Source organism: Seonamhaeicola sp. ML3, assembly GCF_023273855.1.
Taxonomy (GTDB): domain Bacteria; phylum Bacteroidota; class Bacteroidia; order Flavobacteriales; family Flavobacteriaceae; genus Seonamhaeicola.
Genome location: NZ_CP096884.1, coordinates 1,712,660 through 1,732,169, shown reverse-complemented (window position 1 = coordinate 1,732,169; position 19,510 = coordinate 1,712,660). Strand labels below are relative to the sequence as shown.

At 35.4% G+C, this 19,510-nt stretch carries 21 protein-coding genes; 10 read left to right on the top strand and 11 right to left on the bottom strand.

Features of this window, described 5'->3' with window-relative positions:
- The first annotated feature begins 14 nt into the window (after positions 1–14).
- The 6 genes from M0214_RS07815 to M0214_RS07790 all read left to right on the top strand — a co-directional run bounded on the left by M0214_RS07815 (position 15) and on the right by M0214_RS07790 (position 7,739).
- Entirely contained in the window at positions 15–3,515 is a 3,501-nt protein-coding gene (locus M0214_RS07815) for a hypothetical protein (protein ID WP_248724912.1), read from the top strand.
- Between the two features lie 151 nt (positions 3,516–3,666).
- Positions 3,667–4,038: a hypothetical protein gene (locus M0214_RS07810; protein WP_248724911.1), complete on the top strand. Its 372-nt coding sequence runs from the start codon at positions 3,667–3,669 to the stop codon at positions 4,036–4,038.
- A gap of 85 nt (positions 4,039–4,123) precedes the next feature.
- Positions 4,124–5,161, top strand: a complete 1,038-nt coding sequence (locus M0214_RS07805; RefSeq protein ID WP_248724910.1) for a transporter — start codon at positions 4,124–4,126, stop codon at positions 5,159–5,161.
- Positions 5,162–5,264: 103 nt separating this feature from the next.
- On the top strand, positions 5,265–5,984 hold the full coding sequence (locus M0214_RS07800; protein ID WP_248724909.1) for an SGNH/GDSL hydrolase family protein: 720 nt from the start codon (positions 5,265–5,267) through the stop codon (positions 5,982–5,984).
- Between the two features lie 44 nt (positions 5,985–6,028).
- Positions 6,029–6,925: a metallophosphoesterase family protein gene (locus M0214_RS07795; protein ID WP_248724908.1), complete on the top strand. Its 897-nt coding sequence runs from the start codon at positions 6,029–6,031 to the stop codon at positions 6,923–6,925.
- 19 nt (positions 6,926–6,944) lie between these two features.
- Positions 6,945–7,739 carry a DUF1853 family protein gene (locus M0214_RS07790; protein ID WP_248724907.1) on the top strand — a complete coding sequence of 265 codons (795 nt, stop codon included), beginning with the start codon at positions 6,945–6,947 and terminating at the stop codon, positions 7,737–7,739.
- Positions 7,740–7,793: 54 nt separating this feature from the next.
- Here the strand turns inward: M0214_RS07790 and M0214_RS07785 are convergent, their stop codons facing one another.
- The 5 genes from M0214_RS07785 to M0214_RS07765 all read right to left on the bottom strand — a co-directional run bounded on the left by M0214_RS07785 (position 7,794) and on the right by M0214_RS07765 (position 10,794).
- Positions 7,794–8,303, bottom strand: coding sequence for a ferritin (locus M0214_RS07785; RefSeq protein ID WP_248724906.1), 510 nt, complete (start codon positions 8,301–8,303; stop codon positions 7,794–7,796).
- Positions 8,304–8,393: 90 nt separating this feature from the next.
- Positions 8,394–8,696, bottom strand: coding sequence for a hypothetical protein (locus M0214_RS07780; RefSeq protein ID WP_248724905.1), 303 nt, complete (start codon positions 8,694–8,696; stop codon positions 8,394–8,396).
- 185 nt (positions 8,697–8,881) lie between these two features.
- Positions 8,882–9,211 (bottom strand): 2Fe-2S iron-sulfur cluster-binding protein, encoded by a 330-nt coding sequence (locus M0214_RS07775; RefSeq protein WP_248724904.1) that lies wholly within the window; start codon positions 9,209–9,211, stop codon positions 8,882–8,884.
- Between the two features lie 198 nt (positions 9,212–9,409).
- On the bottom strand, positions 9,410–9,652 hold the full coding sequence (locus M0214_RS07770) for a NifU family protein (protein ID WP_248724903.1): 243 nt from the start codon (positions 9,650–9,652) through the stop codon (positions 9,410–9,412).
- 5 nt (positions 9,653–9,657) lie between these two features.
- Positions 9,658–10,794, bottom strand: coding sequence for an Mrp/NBP35 family ATP-binding protein (locus tag M0214_RS07765; protein WP_248724902.1), 1,137 nt, complete (start codon positions 10,792–10,794; stop codon positions 9,658–9,660).
- Positions 10,795–10,948: 154 nt separating this feature from the next.
- Here M0214_RS07765 and M0214_RS07760 point away from each other — a divergent pair, with 154 nt between their 5' ends.
- Positions 10,949–11,788, top strand: coding sequence for a hypothetical protein (locus tag M0214_RS07760; protein WP_248724901.1), 840 nt, complete (start codon positions 10,949–10,951; stop codon positions 11,786–11,788).
- A gap of 36 nt (positions 11,789–11,824) precedes the next feature.
- Here the strand turns inward: M0214_RS07760 and M0214_RS07755 are convergent, their stop codons facing one another.
- The 3 genes from M0214_RS07755 to trmB are packed head-to-tail and all read right to left on the bottom strand — an operon-like array spanning position 11,825 to position 13,464.
- The gene (locus M0214_RS07755) at positions 11,825–12,154 is read right to left on the bottom strand and encodes an MGMT family protein (RefSeq protein WP_248724900.1); all 330 of its coding nucleotides are present in this window, start codon (positions 12,152–12,154) and stop codon (positions 11,825–11,827) included.
- A 3-nt stretch (positions 12,155–12,157) separates the two neighbouring features.
- Positions 12,158–12,787 carry a LysE family transporter gene (locus tag M0214_RS07750; protein ID WP_248724899.1) on the bottom strand — a complete coding sequence of 210 codons (630 nt, stop codon included), beginning with the start codon at positions 12,785–12,787 and terminating at the stop codon, positions 12,158–12,160.
- A 2-nt stretch (positions 12,788–12,789) separates the two neighbouring features.
- Entirely contained in the window at positions 12,790–13,464 is a 675-nt protein-coding gene (gene trmB, locus M0214_RS07745) for a tRNA (guanosine(46)-N7)-methyltransferase TrmB (RefSeq protein WP_248724898.1), read from the bottom strand.
- Positions 13,465–13,605: 141 nt separating this feature from the next.
- On the opposite strand from trmB, the gene M0214_RS07740 reads away from it, so the two are divergent.
- Positions 13,606–14,661 carry a glycosyltransferase gene (locus tag M0214_RS07740; protein WP_248724897.1) on the top strand — a complete coding sequence of 352 codons (1,056 nt, stop codon included), beginning with the start codon at positions 13,606–13,608 and terminating at the stop codon, positions 14,659–14,661.
- Here M0214_RS07740 and M0214_RS07735 read toward each other — a convergent pair.
- The gene (locus M0214_RS07735) at positions 14,644–15,687 is read right to left on the bottom strand and encodes a cell wall metabolism sensor histidine kinase WalK (protein ID WP_248724896.1); all 1,044 of its coding nucleotides are present in this window, start codon (positions 15,685–15,687) and stop codon (positions 14,644–14,646) included. The genes M0214_RS07740 and M0214_RS07735 overlap by 18 nt on opposite strands.
- Positions 15,688–15,695: 8 nt before the next feature.
- Complete coding sequence (locus M0214_RS07730) at positions 15,696–16,376, bottom strand: response regulator transcription factor (protein WP_248724895.1); 681 nt, start codon at positions 16,374–16,376, stop codon at positions 15,696–15,698.
- Positions 16,377–16,570: 194 nt separating this feature from the next.
- On the opposite strand from M0214_RS07730, the gene M0214_RS07725 reads away from it, so the two are divergent.
- Together M0214_RS07725 and M0214_RS07720 are read left to right on the top strand one after the other, a co-directional pair.
- Positions 16,571–16,903, top strand: a complete 333-nt coding sequence (locus tag M0214_RS07725; protein WP_248724894.1) for a T9SS type A sorting domain-containing protein — start codon at positions 16,571–16,573, stop codon at positions 16,901–16,903.
- Between the two features lie 84 nt (positions 16,904–16,987).
- Positions 16,988–17,968, top strand: a complete 981-nt coding sequence (locus M0214_RS07720; RefSeq protein ID WP_248724893.1) for an acyl transferase — start codon at positions 16,988–16,990, stop codon at positions 17,966–17,968.
- A gap of 141 nt (positions 17,969–18,109) precedes the next feature.
- Here the strand turns inward: M0214_RS07720 and tyrS are convergent, their stop codons facing one another.
- Positions 18,110–19,405: a tyrosine--tRNA ligase gene (gene tyrS, locus M0214_RS07715; protein ID WP_248724892.1), complete on the bottom strand. Its 1,296-nt coding sequence runs from the start codon at positions 19,403–19,405 to the stop codon at positions 18,110–18,112.
- Between the last annotated feature and the right edge of the window lie 105 nt (positions 19,406–19,510).

The window sequence follows — 19,510 nt, the reverse complement described above, 5'->3', positions numbered from 1 at the left end:
AAGTTAAAACAACCATGGAAGAATCAAGAAAAGACATTGTCCAGTTTATAAACACGCAATTGGCATCTATTGGACAACCTACCTTTAAAGACAAAGAAGGTAGTACGGAAAAATTTTGTGATCCCGAATTTGAAAAAACCACACGTCCTCTAATAATGAGCCTTAGAGAAAAATCGAGGCTTTTAGCAGACCACTTAGCTCCTGCTGACGCTAGAATCCAAAATTTCATAGACGCGTATTTAAAGGACGTATCGGTCGATAAATCCTATAAGCTCCCTAACAATACATTAATCCTTTCTAAAAAGGGACAGGCCAGAGAGGCCAGCTTACCACCCGATGGCAATTCTTTTGAAAGCGATTTGGTAAACTCTAAACGCCTTAAACAAGGAATTTTAAACAACCCGTTACACGACAAGAGAACGACCAAAGGTACGTTTCATATTGTTGAAGGCCCACTGCCGGTGCCGTTAGATAAAAAAGAAGTTCCTAAAGTGGTATTAGCCCATTTTATTAATGAGGCCTTTAAACCTTCAGATGAATTAAACACTTTACCATTCACTTCAAATCAAGAAGAGCAAGCCAAAACTATGGTTTCTATGCTCTTAAGACCTGTGGTATGCCCAGAGGTAAAAGGTGTTATTTCAGAAAAACGACTGGAAGTGCGCTTTTTTGCTCCAGGCTCTTTAGTGAGTAACCTGGATTTTGTGGAAAACATATTTGGTAATGCCGGTAATCCTAATCTAGCGCACAACGACGCCGCCTTAGACCCAGAACATTGGACTGGTCATACCGGATGTATCATTCTTGCACCACAATTATTAAAACTAAAAAAGAAAGATGTTGGTTTACCTCATTTTGATGACGCTACAGACCGCCAGAAAAAAGACGGCATGTGCTGGATAGAGGAAAACGAACTCTATAACGATGGCGGTGCTTTTAAAATTACGTGTAGAGATGAAAGCGGCGTAGTAGTAACGCTAATTGCAGACAACTATTACGGGTACTCTAAAAAGGAAATTAAAACCCAAATTAGCTACTCTGCCAACCTGTTTGGTATGCTAGAAGAAGAACATGCTGGAGGTGCTATCGCCTATGCAAGACGTGTAATGGGAGATACCGTAAACTGTAACGACTATAACCAATTCTATGGTTTAGACCATACGTTTGAAGATGTAAAAACCCTATTAGGAGACCGCATAACGGTGAAACCAGAGAATTATGCTGTAGACAACAAATACCCAAATATTTTATACATCCCAGAATCGTCATATTTCAATACAAACACCAATAGTATTACTTGGAATTACAAAGGAAAAGAGCAAAAACTAAAACTATCGCCTTTTAAAACCTACATACACCCTTCTGGTAATAAATTAAGATTGGAAAAGCACAAGTCTATCGATTTATGGCGCATTGTAGAAACCTATCCAGAAGGTGTATTTTGTCATAAACCTTGTACCGTATCCGGTGGTGGTAAATCTGAAATTTCAAAGTCTATGCAAAATGCCATTACCTATGGCAGGTTCAATATTCATAATATTGAAGAAGACTTTAAAAAAGCAGATGAAATCATTGAATTTGATTATTCCACAAGATGGAAAGTTAAAGACCCAAACAGACCAAAATCAAGGTCGTTCTTAAGTGAAAAAAGAACCTTAGGTTCGGTGGTAAAACTATTAACGCCTTCACCTGAAAACTCAGATGAATTCAACACTTGGCTAGAAAACATCCCAGTACATATTCGCTCGTTAGTGCTTTTTGTAAAACGTTTATTTAGACAAGCCCATGGTGCGAACCTTAATTGGAAAGACATGATGTCTGTAGATATAATCAATGGTGTTAAAGGCACTTCATTGTTATACAACAATACTCCTGTAGTAGGTAGCTATGTACGTATTGGGTTTAACCAACAAGGCAATTGGATGCTTAATAAATTGCGTTCTGATTTTGCTGCCAGTGAAAAAATTCAAACTGAAGATGATATTTCGGCTTCTGTAACGCTTCCCAGAAATCAGTTCAAAGATCTAAACCCAGAATACACCAATGAGAGTGTAAAAGTGTTGATAAACTGTGAGGCCCATCTTTTCCAAAGACCAGATGAAGCGATTGTAAGAGGTTATGATAAAGGGGCTGAATTAGATATTATTTCAAACGGCAGATTTTTAACCAACTATGAAATGTTGACCAAAAAGGATGCTATTGAAATTTATGAAGACACCATTAATTACGACAAGTACACGCAACCTGTTCAAGACTTTATAAAAGAAATTATAGATAGCGGCGAAGACGATATTCAATTTGTTTTACCATCTCACCCAAGAATTATAGAAGATGGTTTGCCAACTAAAAACCCACGTTATTTGGAGCCAAACAGATTTTATAATGAAACCGAAGCCTCCTACATTTCAGATATGGGTGTACGTTTAAAAAGAAAAATAAAGCTACAAGACCCTGTAATTCATACCGTAAATGCGGTGTTACCTGGAAGAAGAAATAATCCGGTTGACAAGAAGGCTGGGATTAGACCATTAGCTGTTTACAACCCAATTCATTATCAAGAAACCCCAGAGTTGTTTATGGATTTTGTTTGTAGTTTAACAGGTAAGTCTCCATCTACCACAGGAGCTGGTTCTGAGGGCGCTTTAACAAAAGCACCATTTAATATGCTTACACCAACTACAGATCTTAATAATGCTTTATTATCCCATATTTTAACAGAATCTAATGGATTTAGCACGGCAGCTGGTTATGTTGGTGCCGAGAATAAAATCGACCACGACGTAAGTTTATTAATTCCAGAAATTTGGGCAAGAATGGCTCCTGAAGACCGCGACCCCAAAAACCTTATCGCCAATGGTTCTTTGGAAAAACTTGAGGATTTTGAATACGAAGGTCAAAAAGTTTTAGCAAGTAGACTAGGGTACAGAATCACCAAAACGTTTGCATTATTATGCTTAAACCGATTGTTCGACGAGCCTACAGCTGTTTTCAACAAACGCATGTTAAAACCAGAATTACAAGGTATGGAAGATTATGTTGATGGTATTAATAATATTGTGGAAGCCCAACAAAAAGTAGCCCTTAACTACTTTGCCGATGGTAGTGTTGAAGCTGCAATTCCGCCATTAAAAATACTATTACATATCATGGCATATGGCGAATACGAAGGTAAAGACATTAGCGACCCAGAGTTGCGTAAGTATTTTGATAGAGATTACGTCTTAAATAGCGATTGGTACAAAGAACGATTGAGATTAAAGCAGCAAAAAGACATACTTTTCTATAGTTCTCAAATAAACTATTTAGAAGACTTTATTAATAATCCAGATAACATAAATTTAGTTTCTGAATTAAACATTCAAGATAGGCTTAATAATGTAAAAGTATTATATGAAGATGCTAAGTCTGAAACATACCTTACGAGTTTGGTAGGCACTATTGGTGCAGACCCACTTTTTAAAAAGACCGTAGCACCTGAAAAAAAAAGTGACCTTAAGGAATTTCAGTTAAACTAGTTTCGTTAAGTATTTTAAGTAATTTAAAAAGGGCTGATATATTGATTATATTAGCCCTTTTCATTTTAACAAGCACTTCAATAAAAGTAAACTATTTACATGACAAAATATTTATCTCTAAATATTATATTTGCTGAAATTTTTTTGATTCTTGTATAAAACTACGGCCATATTCTTTGTGTTTCTTTACTTAACAGCCATGTTAAGACCCATACAACCTTGTCTAGAATATGTGCTTAATCAAGATTACATTGCCGAGTTTTTGTGTATTAACAAAGACAAACCTGAGCTACAGTGTAACGGTAAGTGTCACCTAGTAAAAGAAATCGAAAAGCAAAAGGACCAGAAACCTTTATCTGCCCTTTCGGTTAACATGGAGAACTACCCCATTGGTTTTGTTGAATTTATGAGCTTAGAAAAACCCATTGGTCTTTATCAATCAAATAGCCCCCTTTTTTCATATCATACATTGTATAACTTCTTGTATGCCGAGGAAAATAACCAACCTCCAGAATTGATATAATAAAAATACTACATTATTTTATTACGCCTTAGGAAAACTTCCGAAAGGCAAACTCAATCTATTATATCAAATTCAGAAAAAAACAATGAAAACTAAATTATTTTTAGCAGTGCTATGTATTGCTACAACTTCAATATTTGCACAACACGGCCACGAAAATCACGAGAATAAATCAGACCTGTGGTCTTCAAGCAGACCAGATGGCCACGCCCCAATTAGTGTTATGGGAGATCACGTTCACGGTAAGGGAGGTATTATGTTCTCCTACCGTTACATGACCATGGATATGCGCCAATTAAGACAAGGCACAGAAGATGCTACAAATGCCGATGCGCACACAAACTATATGGTTGCTCCTGTAGATATGGTTATGAATATGCATATGCTTGGCGCAATGTATGCACCCAGTAACAAAATTACATTAATGGTTATGGCCAACTATCTTGAGAACGATATGAACCTAATAATACGCAATGGCAACCAATTTGCTACCAGCACTTCAGGATTAGGCGATGTGATGGTAAGTGCGCTTTACAGTATTTTTAATAAGAACAATAAAGCGATGCATGCCCAATTTGGAGTAAACATTCCAACGGGAAGCATTGAAGCCAAAGATCTTACTCCAATGTCTATGGGTAACGAGATGCAATTACCTTACCCTATGCAATTGGGCACAGGTTCTTTTGGAGCAAAATTAGGATTAACTTACCTTGGCCAATGCGATAAGTTCTCTTGGGGGCATCAGTTAACAGGCTTAGTAAACATTAACGACAATGACCAAGATTACAAATTTGGTAATCAATATAGGTTTAACAACTGGTTTGCTGCAAAAGCAGGAGACAACTTAAGTGTTTCTGTAAGGTTGGAAGGTGTATTGATTGGTGAAATAGAAGGTACAAGTCCACTATTGAATCCAATGATGGTAACTACAGCCGATACGGTAAACTCTGGTGCAACCTTTATAAACTCTGGTTTTGGTTTGAACTACGTCATTAACGCAGGTGCTTTCAAAGGACTTCGTTTTGCTACTGAAATCACTACACCCGTTTATCAGGATTTAAATGGTATTCAATTAAAACAGAATTATAATGTAACCTTTGGGTTACAATATGCTCTGCATTAATTGCAATTCATGTTCATCAGTTAAAAAAGGTGTTTCTTAATGAGGAAACACCTTTTTTTGTTATGTGCGAGTCATTTTTTAAAATCGTATCTTTAAAAGAAAAATGAACTCGAAAAATGTATCCCTCTTTTTTGGCCTAATATTATTATTCTACTTAGGCTGCTCTTCAACTTCTGTAGAAACTAATACCGAAGAACCTAATGATTCTGAAGTACAAAGCAATGCCATTAAATTACTCTCTTTGGGAGATAGTTACACCATAGGACAAAGCGTTTGTGAAACATGCAGGTTTCCAGAACAACTCAAGGACAGTCTCATTGAACGTATTGAAAATTTAACAGCTGAATTAAAAGTAATAGCAACAACGGGTTGGACTACTACTAACTTAAAAAATGCTATTGCAAATGAAAATCTTGGTAATGACTTCGATTTAGCGACTCTACTTATAGGTGTAAACAACCAGTTTCAAGTTAGGGATTTCTCCATATTTGAAACAGAATTTCCTGAACTAGTGAATGATGCTATTCGATTTGCGAAAGGGGAAAAAGAAAATTTAATAGTGGTATCTATCCCCGATTATGCATTCACACCATTTGGAAATGGCAGAAGCACAATTTCGAATGGTATTGATAAGTACAATAACTACATAGAGAATTATTGTAATGCTAATGACATTACTTATATCTACATTACCGATATAACCAGAGAGGGTCTCGAAAAACCAGAACTTGTAGCCAGCGATGGACTACACCCCTCTGCAGTGGCTTACAGTAAATTTGTGAGTCGCATGCTTCCAGAGGCATTGAAAAAATTAGGGCTTTAGGTCGAGTAATATTGGCTATATTTATCCTATTCTAATACGGGTTTATGTTTTCATCTAAGAAAAGGCTAGATCAAGCATACAAAAATGCTAAAATAGTTTCGTTTGGCGACAGCGATAAATTTATCCTCTTTAGCGATTGCCACCGTGGCGACAATAGTTTCGCAGATGATTTTGCCAATAATAGAAATATTTACTTTCACGCCTTAAAACATTATTACCAAGAAGGATTTCAATATTGTGAGTTAGGCGATGGCGACGAACTTTGGGAAAACATCTCCTTCACTTCTATCTTACACGCGCACAAAAATGTGTTTATGTTAATGCGTGAGTTTCATAAAGAAAACAAACTACATATGATTTGGGGGAACCACGATATGGTATACCGAAACCCTAATTATGTAAAGAAAAACCTTTCGAGTTATTTTGACCCCAAGGAAGGAAAGAAAGTGGAACTTTTTGGTGATATAACGTATAACGAAGCTATTGTTTTAAAGCATGAAGATAACGGACAAGAACTTTTTTTAACGCATGGACATCAAGCCGATTGGTGGAATTTTTTGTTTTGGAAATGGAGTCGGTTCTTGGTTAGAATACTCTGGAAACCTTTAAATGTTATGGGCATTGCAGACCCTACCAGCCCTGCAAAAAACTATAAAGAACTTATTAAAGTAGAGCGTAGGGCTAAAAAATGGATTGTCAACAATAATAATCTGCTCACCATTTTCGGGCATACCCATAGACCACGCTTTCCAGAACCAGGAGATATTGCGTTTTTTAACGACGGTAGCTGTGTTCACCCCAGAAGCATAACAGGTTTAGAAATAGAAAACGGTGCTATTGCATTAATTAAATGGCATATCGCTACCAAAGATGATGGTACACTTCAAATTATTAGGACACTTTTGGAAGGCCCTGTGAAGTTGATTAATTACAGAACTTAAACAACAAGCTACGAATTTAATGCTCCAAAAACGCTACGAAGGCTTTTTAAAAACCCCAGTTTTATGGAAAAACGATGTGGTTTTTGGCCTCAAGCAATTTAACATTGAATCAACGCTTTCAAAAATTAATATTTCCATCGATTCTAATCTACGTTTGGGGAAATACATAGAGCGTTTTGTTTCTTTTCAACTACAAAGCACAAACACCATTTCGATAATAACCGAAAACCTTCAAATTCAAAAAGAGAAAATAACTTTAGGTGAGCTGGATTGCATAATAAAAAAAGAAGGCAAACCCATTCATCTGGAAATTATATACAAGTTTTATGTTTATGACCCTTCGGTTGGCCATACCGAAATAGAGCATTGTGTTGGTCCAAACAGAAAAGATACTCTTATTGAAAAGTTATTAAAACTTAAAGAAAAACAATTACCATTACTGTTCTCTGAAACCACTAAATCTTACTTAGACAAATTAGAACTGAACCCCAAAAACGTTTCCCAACAAGTCTATTTTAAAGCACAGCTTTTTCTTCCATATAAGAACCAAAATATAAAGTTCCAAACGCTAAACAACAGCTGTATAGCTGGTTTTTACATATCAAAAGATGAATTAATGGAATTTTGGGGATGTAAATTCTACATACCCAATAAAAAAGATTGGCTTGTAATTCCACACCCACAAGTTGAATGGTTGAATTTCGATGCATTTAAGATTTTAGCCGAAGACTATTATAGTCAAAAATTCTCCCCTTTGTGCTGGTTGAAATTTAAAAATGGAACGATAAAAAAAATGTTCCTAGTTTGGTGGTAAACTAGGAACATTTCAAGATACCAAAACGATTTGGTATAATTTACGTTTTATCTCCTACTCTTCTGGTAGTCTTTCGTCAATCATTTTAAGTGGCATACCTTCCATAAGGTCGAACACATCAATAATACTTCTAAATGTATCCTCCTCTTCAGATTGCTCTGTAATAAACCACTGTAAAAAGATCTCACTGATTAAGTCGCCTTCTTTTCTGGCTGCCTTAAAAATATTGAAAATGGATTCTGTAACTGCAATTTCTTGCTCTAATCCCTTTTCGTAAATCCCTCTAAGGCTTTCAAAATCATTATTTACGTTATTCACATCTGGGGAAACGGCACCTCCGCCATTATCATTTATAAACGTAAAAATCTTCATTGCATGCTCTCTTTCCTCTTCGGCTTGCTTATAGAAAAAGGCTTTACTATTAAGCAGTTCACGTTGATCACACCAAGAGGCCATGGCCAAATATGAAGCAGAAGCTTTCATCTCCATAGCAATCTGATTGTTCAACAAATCCATCACGTCTGGATGGATAGACATCTGTTTTCTTATAGCTGTTGTTTTCATAACTTTCCTGTTTTTAACAAAGTTACGATAAAAATTAGCGGGCAGTAGACTCTTTCGAAATTTAAAAAAAGTCTAAATAAACATTAGGATTTAAACTAAAACTTGAGTGAAATCGACAAAAAACAACTCAATCTCTTCTTTTAGCTTTAGTAATTGGGGGATATCTAAGTAAAGTAAGTGTTGTTTATCGGCAACAAAAAGAAGAACGAAATTTTCGTTATTAATTATGTAATTGAGTTTTTCGAATGTGGTTAAAGCATTGATTTTACGTCTCAACTCTAACATTTGAGGAAACGTTAAACGTATTTCCTTGTTAGGTGTCGTTAAAACGTACTTACAAAACGTAGCTTGTTTTATTTCGTAACAGTATTCCAAATCCTTTTCTAAATCCACAGGACAAATATAAATTTTATTTAGAATAAATAAAAATAAGTTGGTTGAAAATCGATAAATTAAATTAAAAAGGTTCCTTCCCTTGACAAGGGAAGGTGTCACATAGTGACGGAAGGGTTACAATCAAAATCTTGTGGTTCTTTATTTCAAAAGATTACCACGTAGTTTCACTCCTCGCAATGACGTTAACTTTCAGGAGCCAATTCTACTTCTAACCCTTCCATTTCTGGAGTGATTTGAATTTGGCAGCCTAAACGCGAATTATCTTGAACATCGAAGGCCTCAGAAAGCATGGCTTCCTCATCATCAGACATTGGCGGTAAGTCATTATCACTTTTAACATAACACTGACAAGATGCACACATAGCCATACCACCACAAACGCCTATCGTCCCTTCTGGTGCTAATTCGTAGGAGCGTACAACCTCCATTAAATTCATAGCCATATCTGTTGGTGCAACAATATCGTGCGTTACTCCATCTCTATCTGTTATCTTGATATTTACATCTTCCATGTTAAAACATTTATTGCCAAAGGCATATCATAATTCGTGCCGCAAATTTAAGTGAAGAAAATGAAACTATTAAAAGTTTTCTCTACTAATTTGATAGGAATTAAAAAAATTAAGGATTTTTTAAAATTATAAAGTTTTGAAGTCACCCTTTTCAGTAAAAAGGGTGATTAAATACTTTTTCTAATTTATGCTGGAAGATTAGGCATCGATATTAATCACCTCTTCAATCTGAGGCGCATGTTTCTTAATGGTCATCTCTACTCCAGATTTCAAGGTCATTTGATTTACACTACAGCCTACACAAGCACCTTGAAGCTGCACTTTTACCAACTTATCATCTTCTATCGATAAAAGTGAAATATCTCCACCATCACTTTGTAAAAACGGGCGGATTTCATCTAATGCTTTTAAAACATTTTCTTTTAGCTCTTCTGAAGTCATTTCTCTTATTTTTTAACTGCCGAACAACCAGCCATTGTTGTTATTTTAATTGCCTCTGTTGGTGGCAAACTGTCATTTCGCTTTACTACTTCTTCTACAACATTTCGTGTAAGTTCATCGAAGGCCTGCTCTAAAGGTGTAGCAGTTTGTAATGCTGCGGGTCTACCAACATCACCCGCTTCTCTTATGCTTTGCACCAATGGAATTTCACCCAATAATGCAACGCCTAAATCTTCTGCTAAATTTTTAGCGCCTTCTTTACCAAAAATATAGTATTTGTTGTCTGGTAATTCTTCTGGTGTAAAGTACGCCATATTTTCTATAATTCCTAAAACTGGCACTTGTATGCTATCTTGTTGAAACATGGCCACTCCCTTTTTGGCATCGGCCAGAGCAATATTTTGAGGTGTACTAACCACAACAGCTCCTGTAATTGGCAAAGATTGCATAATACTAAGGTGAATGTCTCCCGTTCCAGGAGGCAAATCAAGTAGTAAAAAATCCAATTCACCCCAATGTGCATCGAAAATCATTTGGTTTAACGCCTTTGCTGCCATAGGCCCGCGCCAAACAACCGCTTGGTTTGGTTGTGTAAAGAACCCAATAGACAAGACTTTTACGCCATAATTTTCAATGGGCTTCATTTTAGATTTTCCGTTAACATTAACAGCCAATGGTTTTTCGGCTTCTACATCGAACATGATCGGAATCGATGGCCCGTAGATATCGGCATCTAAAACACCCACCTTAAACCCCATTTTAGATAATGAAACTGCAAGATTTGCTGTTACGGTAGATTTACCAACACCTCCTTTTCCTGATGCTACGGCAACAATATTTGTAATTCCTGGAATTGGTTTACCTTTAATAACATTGGCTTTAGGCTTTTCAGGAGCTTCAACTTTTACGTTAACTGTTATTTTTGCCTTTTCGTAAACCTGCTCATGAATGGTCTTTAGAATATCAACTTCTGTTCGCTTTTTAGCCTGTAGACTAGGGTTTTTAATCGTAATATCTACAATGACCTCATCACCAAATGTAACAACGTTAGTAACCGCTCCGCTTTCGACCATATTTTGACCTTCTCCGGGTACTGTAATATACTCTAGAGCCTTTAATATATCTTGCTTATTAAGCTTCATTTTTATTCAGATTAATTCTAAACGCAAAGATAATCATTAACGGCTGAAGATAGAAGCGTGCTATGAGAAGTTTTATTTATTATCTAATGCAAAATATTTATACTGAAAAGTTGGTATAGTTTATGTTCAAAAACCCGTAAAATAAAACTGGCCGATGTTTCATAAATACACCTTAATATTTCTCTTTATTAGTATATCTATTGCGGCTTCGGGGCAAAGCAAATTAGAAAAAGCCGAAGAAAGCCTTAAAGAACGAGAAAAGACCTCTAGAACCAAATCTAAAAGGAGTAATAGCACAAGCGATAGCGACGATAACCTCGGTGAAATTCTGGTTAAGGAAACCATTGGTAGATTAGCCATTAATCTATTCGCCTATACCCTATACGGCGTTCTTATAGAAACCCCTTTCGAGAAAGACCACCCAAGTAGTAATGCCATACTAACAAAACAACCCTACTCCAATGCTAATATTGGTAATTACGATTACCAATGGAATGATTTTTCTGCTGTTGGCAGAACCTCTATTTCATCGCGGTATATTTTTGAAAACACCACTTTAGATGGTAACCACTTAAACTTAGACATGCGCTTTTACAATAAGTTAGCACTTGAACTTGACTACCTACAACTCTGGGAAAACAATCCTAATTTTGGTTATCATACCCTCGCTATTTACACGGCATTGGTTAAATACCATAGAATAAGACGCAAAACCTTTGACGGCTGGTGGGGCGTAGGAACATCTTACGTGGATGGTAGTGTAAATCAATTAGGATTTACTTTTGGCTTGGGTGCCGAAGCCTTTATCACAAAACCTATTAGTATAGAATCAAATTTTAATTTTACTGCTATAAACGGCAGTTCTATAACTCAGTTTTATGGATTAATAAACTATTACATCAATCAATATAAAGTTTGCGCTGGTTATGAACGTTTAAATATTGGAGATCAAAAGTTTTCGACCACTAGCATAGGTTTGGGTATGTCTTTTTAGTAATTATTTGTAAATTTTTGAATAATTAGGATATAATTACAATTCCTTGGAAGGGTCCCAAAATACAGACTTAAAGTGCTGTATTTGGTTGTCGACTACCTCTACACCTTCACTTTCCAAAAGCTGTTGCATGAGATTTGTTCCATCAAAATGATGTTTTCCAGTTAACAAACCATTTCGGTTTACCACCCTATGAGCAGGTACATCTTTCCCTCCAGAGCCGTTCATGGCATAACCAACCATTCTGGCACTTCTAACCGCTCCAAGATATTTAGCTATAGCGCCATAACTTGTTACACGACCATGAGGTATTAATCGAGCGACTTCAAAAACTTTTTCGAAAAAACTTAAAGTTTCTGGTTTCATAAGCTACAACTCCTTTATGATATTAATAAGCGTAACTACAGAAATTATACCTGTAATGCCGCCAATTATGCGATTCATACTTTTTTGTGAAGTGAATGTTTTGTCCTTTATTTTATCAAAAAAGAAAATATACATATACAGCATTACAAAAGTTCCAGATACAGCTCCTGCTACATAAGAAATTATATTTATTTGCTCAAAATTCAACCACCCAAAAGACGCCAATGTAATAGTCATATAAGCCTGATAAGGTATAGGAAACACGTTAATAGCAGACAATAAAATCCCCTGAAAAAATCGACTATGCTTACTTCTTATCTTAGGTTCAATTTGTTGCTTTGTGGTGGCTTTAGCAATAAACAAGAAATAGACTGTTATGAGTACAAAAATCACAAATGCTACGCGCTGAAGTACATCTATTACCTCGGGATGATGACTTAAATAACTCGCAAAAACCGACGCAATATAAGTTTGGACTGCTACGATTACACACACACCTATAGAAAAAATGATGCCTCTACTGTGACCATCTTTTAGACTAATTTTAGCAGCCGTCATATTTAACAAACCAGGAGGAATAACACCTACCAAGGCTATTACCAAACCTAGAAAGAAAATAAAAGTAATGTTCAATGTTAGTTAATTTTGAATCTAATATACGTAATTGGTTTATTCTCTTCTAAATATTGAGATTCATAAAACGTTTGAACAGCTGTTACATCCTCTGGGCTTCCTTCCTGCTTATAAACATCATGATTTGCATAGAGTACTTCGTGGCCTGCCCCGTGTAAAAGCCCTAAGGTATACCCATGCATAAATTCACTATCTGTTTTTAAATTTATTACACCTTCTGGTTTAAGTATGCGTTTGTACTTACTCAAAAAATCGGTGTTGGTCATTCTATGCTTGGTACGTTTGTATTTTATTTGAGGGTCGGGAAATGTAATCCAAATTTCATCTACCTCACTGGCATCAAAAGCATAGTCAATAAGTTCTATTTGAGCGCGCAAAAATGCCACATTGGGTATATCCTCTTCGATAGCAGTTTTAGCACCACGCCAAAAACGAGCTCCTTTTATATCTATACCAACAAAATTTTTATTGGGATATTTTTTTGCCAGAGCCACAGAATATTCACCCTTACCACATCCCAATTCAAGCACGATTGGATTTTCGTTTTTAAAAACAATATTTCGCCATTGGCCTTTGAGTTCATATTCTTCATCGACCAACATCTCTCTCTTAGGTTGATATACGTTAGAAAACGTTTCATTCTCCTTGAATCTTCTTAGCTTATTCTTGCTGCCCACTTAATTTAACTATTTCTTATTATTTAAAAATATTTGGTAAAATTAAGGAAATATACAAGAGTGGTGGTATGCTTATATTTGTTTTCTTTCAAAAATAGATTTAAGGCTTTTACTTTAATTTAGGCCTAAATAAAATATTAAGTGAAACACAATAAAAAACGCATTTTAATAGCTCCTTTAAATTGGGGACTTGGACACGCCACCCGGTGTATTCCAATTATTAAAGCTCTTTTGGAACATGACTTTCATCCTATAATAGCAAGTGATGGTGTAGCACTTTCTCTACTACAAAAAGAGTTCCCTACAGTTTCATCTATAGAATTGCCTCCATATAACGTAACCTACGCTAAAAAAGGCAAGAACTTCAAGTTAAAACTGATTAAAGATTCCCCCAAACTACTCAAAGCCGTTAAGGACGAAAAAAAAACTGTAAAAGAGATTGTAGAGACCCACAGTATTTCTGGTATTATTTCGGATAATAGACTGGGGGTTTACAGTAAAAAAGTGCCTTCGGTTTTTATTACGCACCAGTTGAACGTTCTAAGCGGAAGCACGACTTGGTTAAGCACCAAGATGCATCAAAAAATCATAAAAAAGTTTGATGAATGTTGGGTTCCTGATATTGAGGGCACTCCTAACTTAAGCGGAAAACTAGGTCACACAGAAAACTTCGATATACCAACAAAATACATAGGGCCCTTAAGTAGGTTTAAGAAGCAATATGTTAATTATGTAAACAAGGTTTTAGTTCTTATTTCTGGCCCAGAACCACAACGCACCTTGTTGGAAGAAAAGCTTCTAGAAGCGTTTAAAGATTTTACCGGAAAAGTTGTTTTTGTTAAAGGCAAAATGGAAAAAGAACAAACCATTCAGGTCAATCGAAATATAACCATATATAACTTTATGACCTCAGAACTTCTTGAAAAAACAATTAACGAAAGTGAATTAATAATTTCCAGGAGCGGTTACACTACTGTAATGGATTTGGCAAAGTTGAACAAAAAAGCATTCTTTATACCTACACCCGGACAATTTGAACAAGAATATTTAGCAGAACGACTTACAAGGCAAAACCTTGTACCAAGCTGTAACCAAGACGATTTTTCAATTAAAAAGATTGAAGATACAAAAGACTTTGAAGGTTTAAAGTCTTTCAATTTTGAAACAGATTATAAAGAGTTATTTAGTCTTTTCTAGGGTAAACGAAAACTCACTACCTACGCCATAATCACTCTCAACATATATTTTCTCGTTATGGGCTTCCATGATGTGCTTAACAATTGAAAGTCCTAGACCGGAACCACCTTCCTTTCTGGAACCGCTTTTATCTACTCTGTAAAAACGCTCAAAAAGACGCCCAAGGTGTTCTTTTTCTATACCCTCACCGTTATCGGTAACGCGCACAATAACTTTGTTTTTAATAAGATTCTCAATACTTACCTCTGTAGTTCCCTTTTCCCTGCCATATTTTAATGAATTTACAATAAGATTGGCTAAAACTTGTTGTATTCGTTCTTTATCGGCCTTTACCAATATTGGTTCGGGATAATCCATATCGAAGGTCAAGGTAATTTTCTTTTTCCCAGCCTTCATTTCGAACATTTCAAATACGTTTTCTATGAGCTCTACTATATCAAAGTCTTCAGTATTTAGACTTAAATCCCCAACCTCTAACTTGGTAATCATATCTAAGTCTTTTACAATATAGCCCAGGCGCTCAATGCCCTTACTTGCTCTGGTTAAGTACTTTTTCCTGATTTTCTCATCGTTCATTGCACCATCTAGTAAGGTTAAGATATAACCTTGAACAGTAAACAACGGTGTTTTTAACTCATGGGAAACGTTACCTAAAAATTCTTTCCTGTATTGCTCCCTAACTCGTAACGTCTCAATTTCAATTTTTTTATCCTTTGCGTATTTATCAATTTCTTGAGTTAAGGTTCGCATATCTGTAGTAATAGCACCCTTGGTAAGACTGGCTGATTCCAATAGTGTTAAATCATCATAGATTTTCTTTACGCGCTTGTATATGTAACGTTCTACTCTAAATTGAATAATTGCAAAAGAGAAAAGATAAACTACCAAAGCGAATAAAAGTAAATGATACCATATTAACTCGTGATAGTAAAATAAAAAAACACCTGTTATGAGCGTTATATAAATGGTTATATAAAGCGAAGAATTAATCGCAAATCGATACGATTTTTTAAATTTTGTACGCATTTTAGGCCCTAATCAACAAACTTGTATCCTACGCCTTTTATGGTTTTAAAACTATCGTCTCCTAGTTTTTCACGTAATTTACGAATGTGAACATCTATGGTTCTTCCACCCACAACAACCTCATTACCCCAAACGGTATCTAGGATTTCATCGCGCTTAAAAACTTTTCCTGGCTTAGATGCCAATAAAGATAGTAATTCAAATTCTTTTCTTGGTAAGATAATATCTTTTCCTTTTGAGGTTACTTTGTATTCATCTTTGTTAATTACCAAACTTCCAATTTTAACCGTTTCGGACACCTCTTCTTCTTTATAACGCCTAAGAAGCGCCTTAACTTTGCTAATTAAAACCTTAGGTTTTATGGGTTTAGTAATATAATCGTCTGCTCCAGCATCAAAACCCGCAACTTGCGAGTAATCTTCACCTCTAGCAGTTAAAAACGTAATTATTGTATTTTTTAAATCGGGAGTTTTGCGCATTAATTCACAGGCTTCAATACCATCCATCTCTGGCATCATAACATCTAATATGATTAACTGGGGGAGTTCTTTTTTTGCTTTTTTTACACCCTCAAAACCATTTTCGGCAGTTATAACTTTATATCCTTCACTAGATAAATTATAACCAACAATTTCCAAGATATCTGGCTCATCATCAACCAAAAGTATTTTTATATCTTTTTTCTTCATGTTTAAATTAATGTTTGCAAAAAGTAAATATATAACTTAAAGGACAATATAATTAATATTGAATTAATTAATAACGTTTAGATAACAAACTACTTACCGAAAATTAACTTTCGATAAATCACGAAAATCTTTAACAAATTTTTGGTATGACTTTTGTGTTATTTTTCGTAATTTTAAATTACCAATATCTGTATATGAAGAAACTTTACTTGTCAGTTATTTTCATTCTAATTCTCTTGTGCAATTCATCTCTGAGTGCTCAAAACTTTCGTGAGCAACCATCACAAGAAGTCATAGAGGAACTGTCTATATTCCCCAATCCTGTTATTGGAAGTACATTTGTAACTATATCGTCCAAAAAAAACCTCCCAAAAACTATAACATTTTTTAATGTTTTGGGAAAAGAAATGTACAAAACAAGATTATTTGGTAAAAGGCTTGAGATTTCTAATTTGAACAAAGGCGTTTACATCTTGAAAATCACCGAAGGTAGCATAAGCGAAACCCGAAAACTGGTAATAAAATAATTTAGTACTAAATATAATTTTGCAAAAGCGCTACCATTGGTAGCGCTTTTTATTTTGTATACTTTTGTTATGCAGTAAAAGTTTATGATAGACGCTAATTCCATTTTCGAAATAAAGACTGAAAATCAATTTGAATCCAAGGCACTAGAGGTATTTAAATTTCAATTTGAAAACAATAGGGTATATCGTTCCTTTTGTGACCTCATTAACAAAACGCCTAGTGAGGTTAACGCTATAGATAAGATACCTTTTTTACCCATCCAGTTTTTTAAAACACACGACATTCTGAGTTCAAAAAAAACTGTTCAAACTACCTTTACCAGTTCAGGGACTACTGGAAGTATTACTAGCAAACACCATATAACCGACTTAAGTATTTATGAACAGAGTTTTGGTAAATGTTTCGAGCAATTTTACGGCAATATTAAAGATTATGTAGTTCTAGCCTTGTTACCTTCTTACTTAGAACGCCAAGGGTCTTCTTTAATTTACATGGCAAATACTTTAATTGAAGAGTCTAAACATAATGAAAGCGGATTCTACCTCAACAACCTTAATGAATTAAAACAGACGCTAGTAAAATTAAATTCTAAAGGACAAAAAGTCTTACTCATTGGTGTTTCTTTTGCACTTTTGGATTTGGTGGAAAAATTTCAATTCAATCTTAAAAACACCATCGTCATGGAAACTGGTGGCATGAAAGGAAGAAGGAAAGAATTGATTAGAGAAGAACTCCACGTAATACTAAAAAAGAGGTTTGGGATTAATTCTGTTCATAGCGAATATGGTATGACAGAGCTTCTAAGCCAAGCCTACTCTAAAGAAAAAGGCATTTTTCACTGTCCGCCATGGATGCGTGTTCTTACCCGCGACACTGAAGATCCGCTTTCCATTCAAAGCCCAAAAAAATCAGGAGGCTTAAATATCATAGATTTTGCCAACATAAATTCATGTGCCTTTATCGCCACTCAAGATTTAGGTAGAGTACACAGTGATGGTTCCTTTGAGGTTATTGGTCGTTTTGACCATTCTGATATTCGAGGGTGCAACCTCATGGCTCTATAAAAACTACCCTAAAAAAAATCAATTTTCTTGTTAGGTTTTGAAGTTTCGAGCGACAAACCAATAAAGCTAAGATAAAGAAAGATTAGTTTTTAATTGGTTGGTTAGTTTATAAGGTCTGAGCTCTCACTCGGGCCTTATTTCTTAAACAACGCTTAGTAGGAAATAATTCTTTTTTCCTCTTTGTAAAAGCACGAACTTACCATTAATCAAATCCTTTTCACTTATGATGTAGTCCTCTTTTACTTTTTCTTTATTAACCGAAATAGAATTTTCTTTAAGGGCGCGCCTTGCTTCTCCATTAGATTTTAAGAATCCGCCTTTTTCAGCAAGAGCTGCAATCATATCCAAACCATTATTGAAATCTGAAGTTGAAATTTCGGTTTGAGGGACCCCATCAAAAACATCTAAAAAAGTTTGTTCGTCTAACCCTTTTAAATCCTCTCCTGTAGATCTTCCAAACAATATATTACTCGCCTTTATCGCATTACCTAAATCTTCTTCAGAATGTACCATTTTGGTGATTTCTTCAGCCAAACGCTTTTGCAATACTCTTAGATGAGGCGCTTGTTTGTGCTCTTCAATTAAGCTATTAATTTCATCTTCGGTTAAAAACGTAAAAATCTTAATATACTTTTCTGCATCCTCATCAGAAGAATTTAACCAATACTGGTAAAACTTATAAGATGAAGTTCTTTTTGGATCCAACCAAACATTTCCGCCTTCAGATTTTCCGAATTTAGACCCATCGGATTTCGTAATTAAAGGGCAAGTAATAGCATACCCTTTACCACCAGCTATTCGTCTAATCAATTCTGTTCCCGTGGTGATGTTACCCCATTGATCACTACCTCCCATTTGCACAGAACAGTTGGCCTCTCTATATAAATGAAGGAAATCGTATCCCTGCACCAATTGATAGGTAAACTCTGTAAAACTCATACCCTCTGAGGCTTCGGCAGAAATTCTATTCTTAACAGAATCTTTGGCCATCATGTAATTAACGGTGATATGCTTACCTACATCACGGATGAATTCCAAAAAAGAAAAATCTTTCATCCAATCGTAATTATTCACTAAAACTGCAGCATTATCAGCATCACTCTCAAAATCTAAAAAATGTGCCAACTGTCCTTTAATGGCCTCCTGGTTATGACGAAGCGTTTTTTCATCAAGCAAGTTACGCTCATTAGATTTTCCAGATGGATCACCAATCATACCTGTCGCCCCACCTACTAAAGCCACAGGTTTATGTCCGCATCTTTGATAGTGAGCTAAAATCATGATTGGAACCAAATTACCAATATGCAAAGAATCTGCGGTTGGATCAAAACCTATATAAGCACTTTTCATACCTTCCATTAAATGCTCTTCGGCTCCTGGCATTACAGTATGAATCATTCCTCTCCAAGTTAGTTCTTCTACAAAATTCTTTATCATTTTATTCTGTTTTGTTGTAAAATATTTTGGCTACTCTAACCGCTTTCTAAAAAAAACTACGCAAAGATAAAAATCACTACTCAATTACTCTGGTATTATGAATAA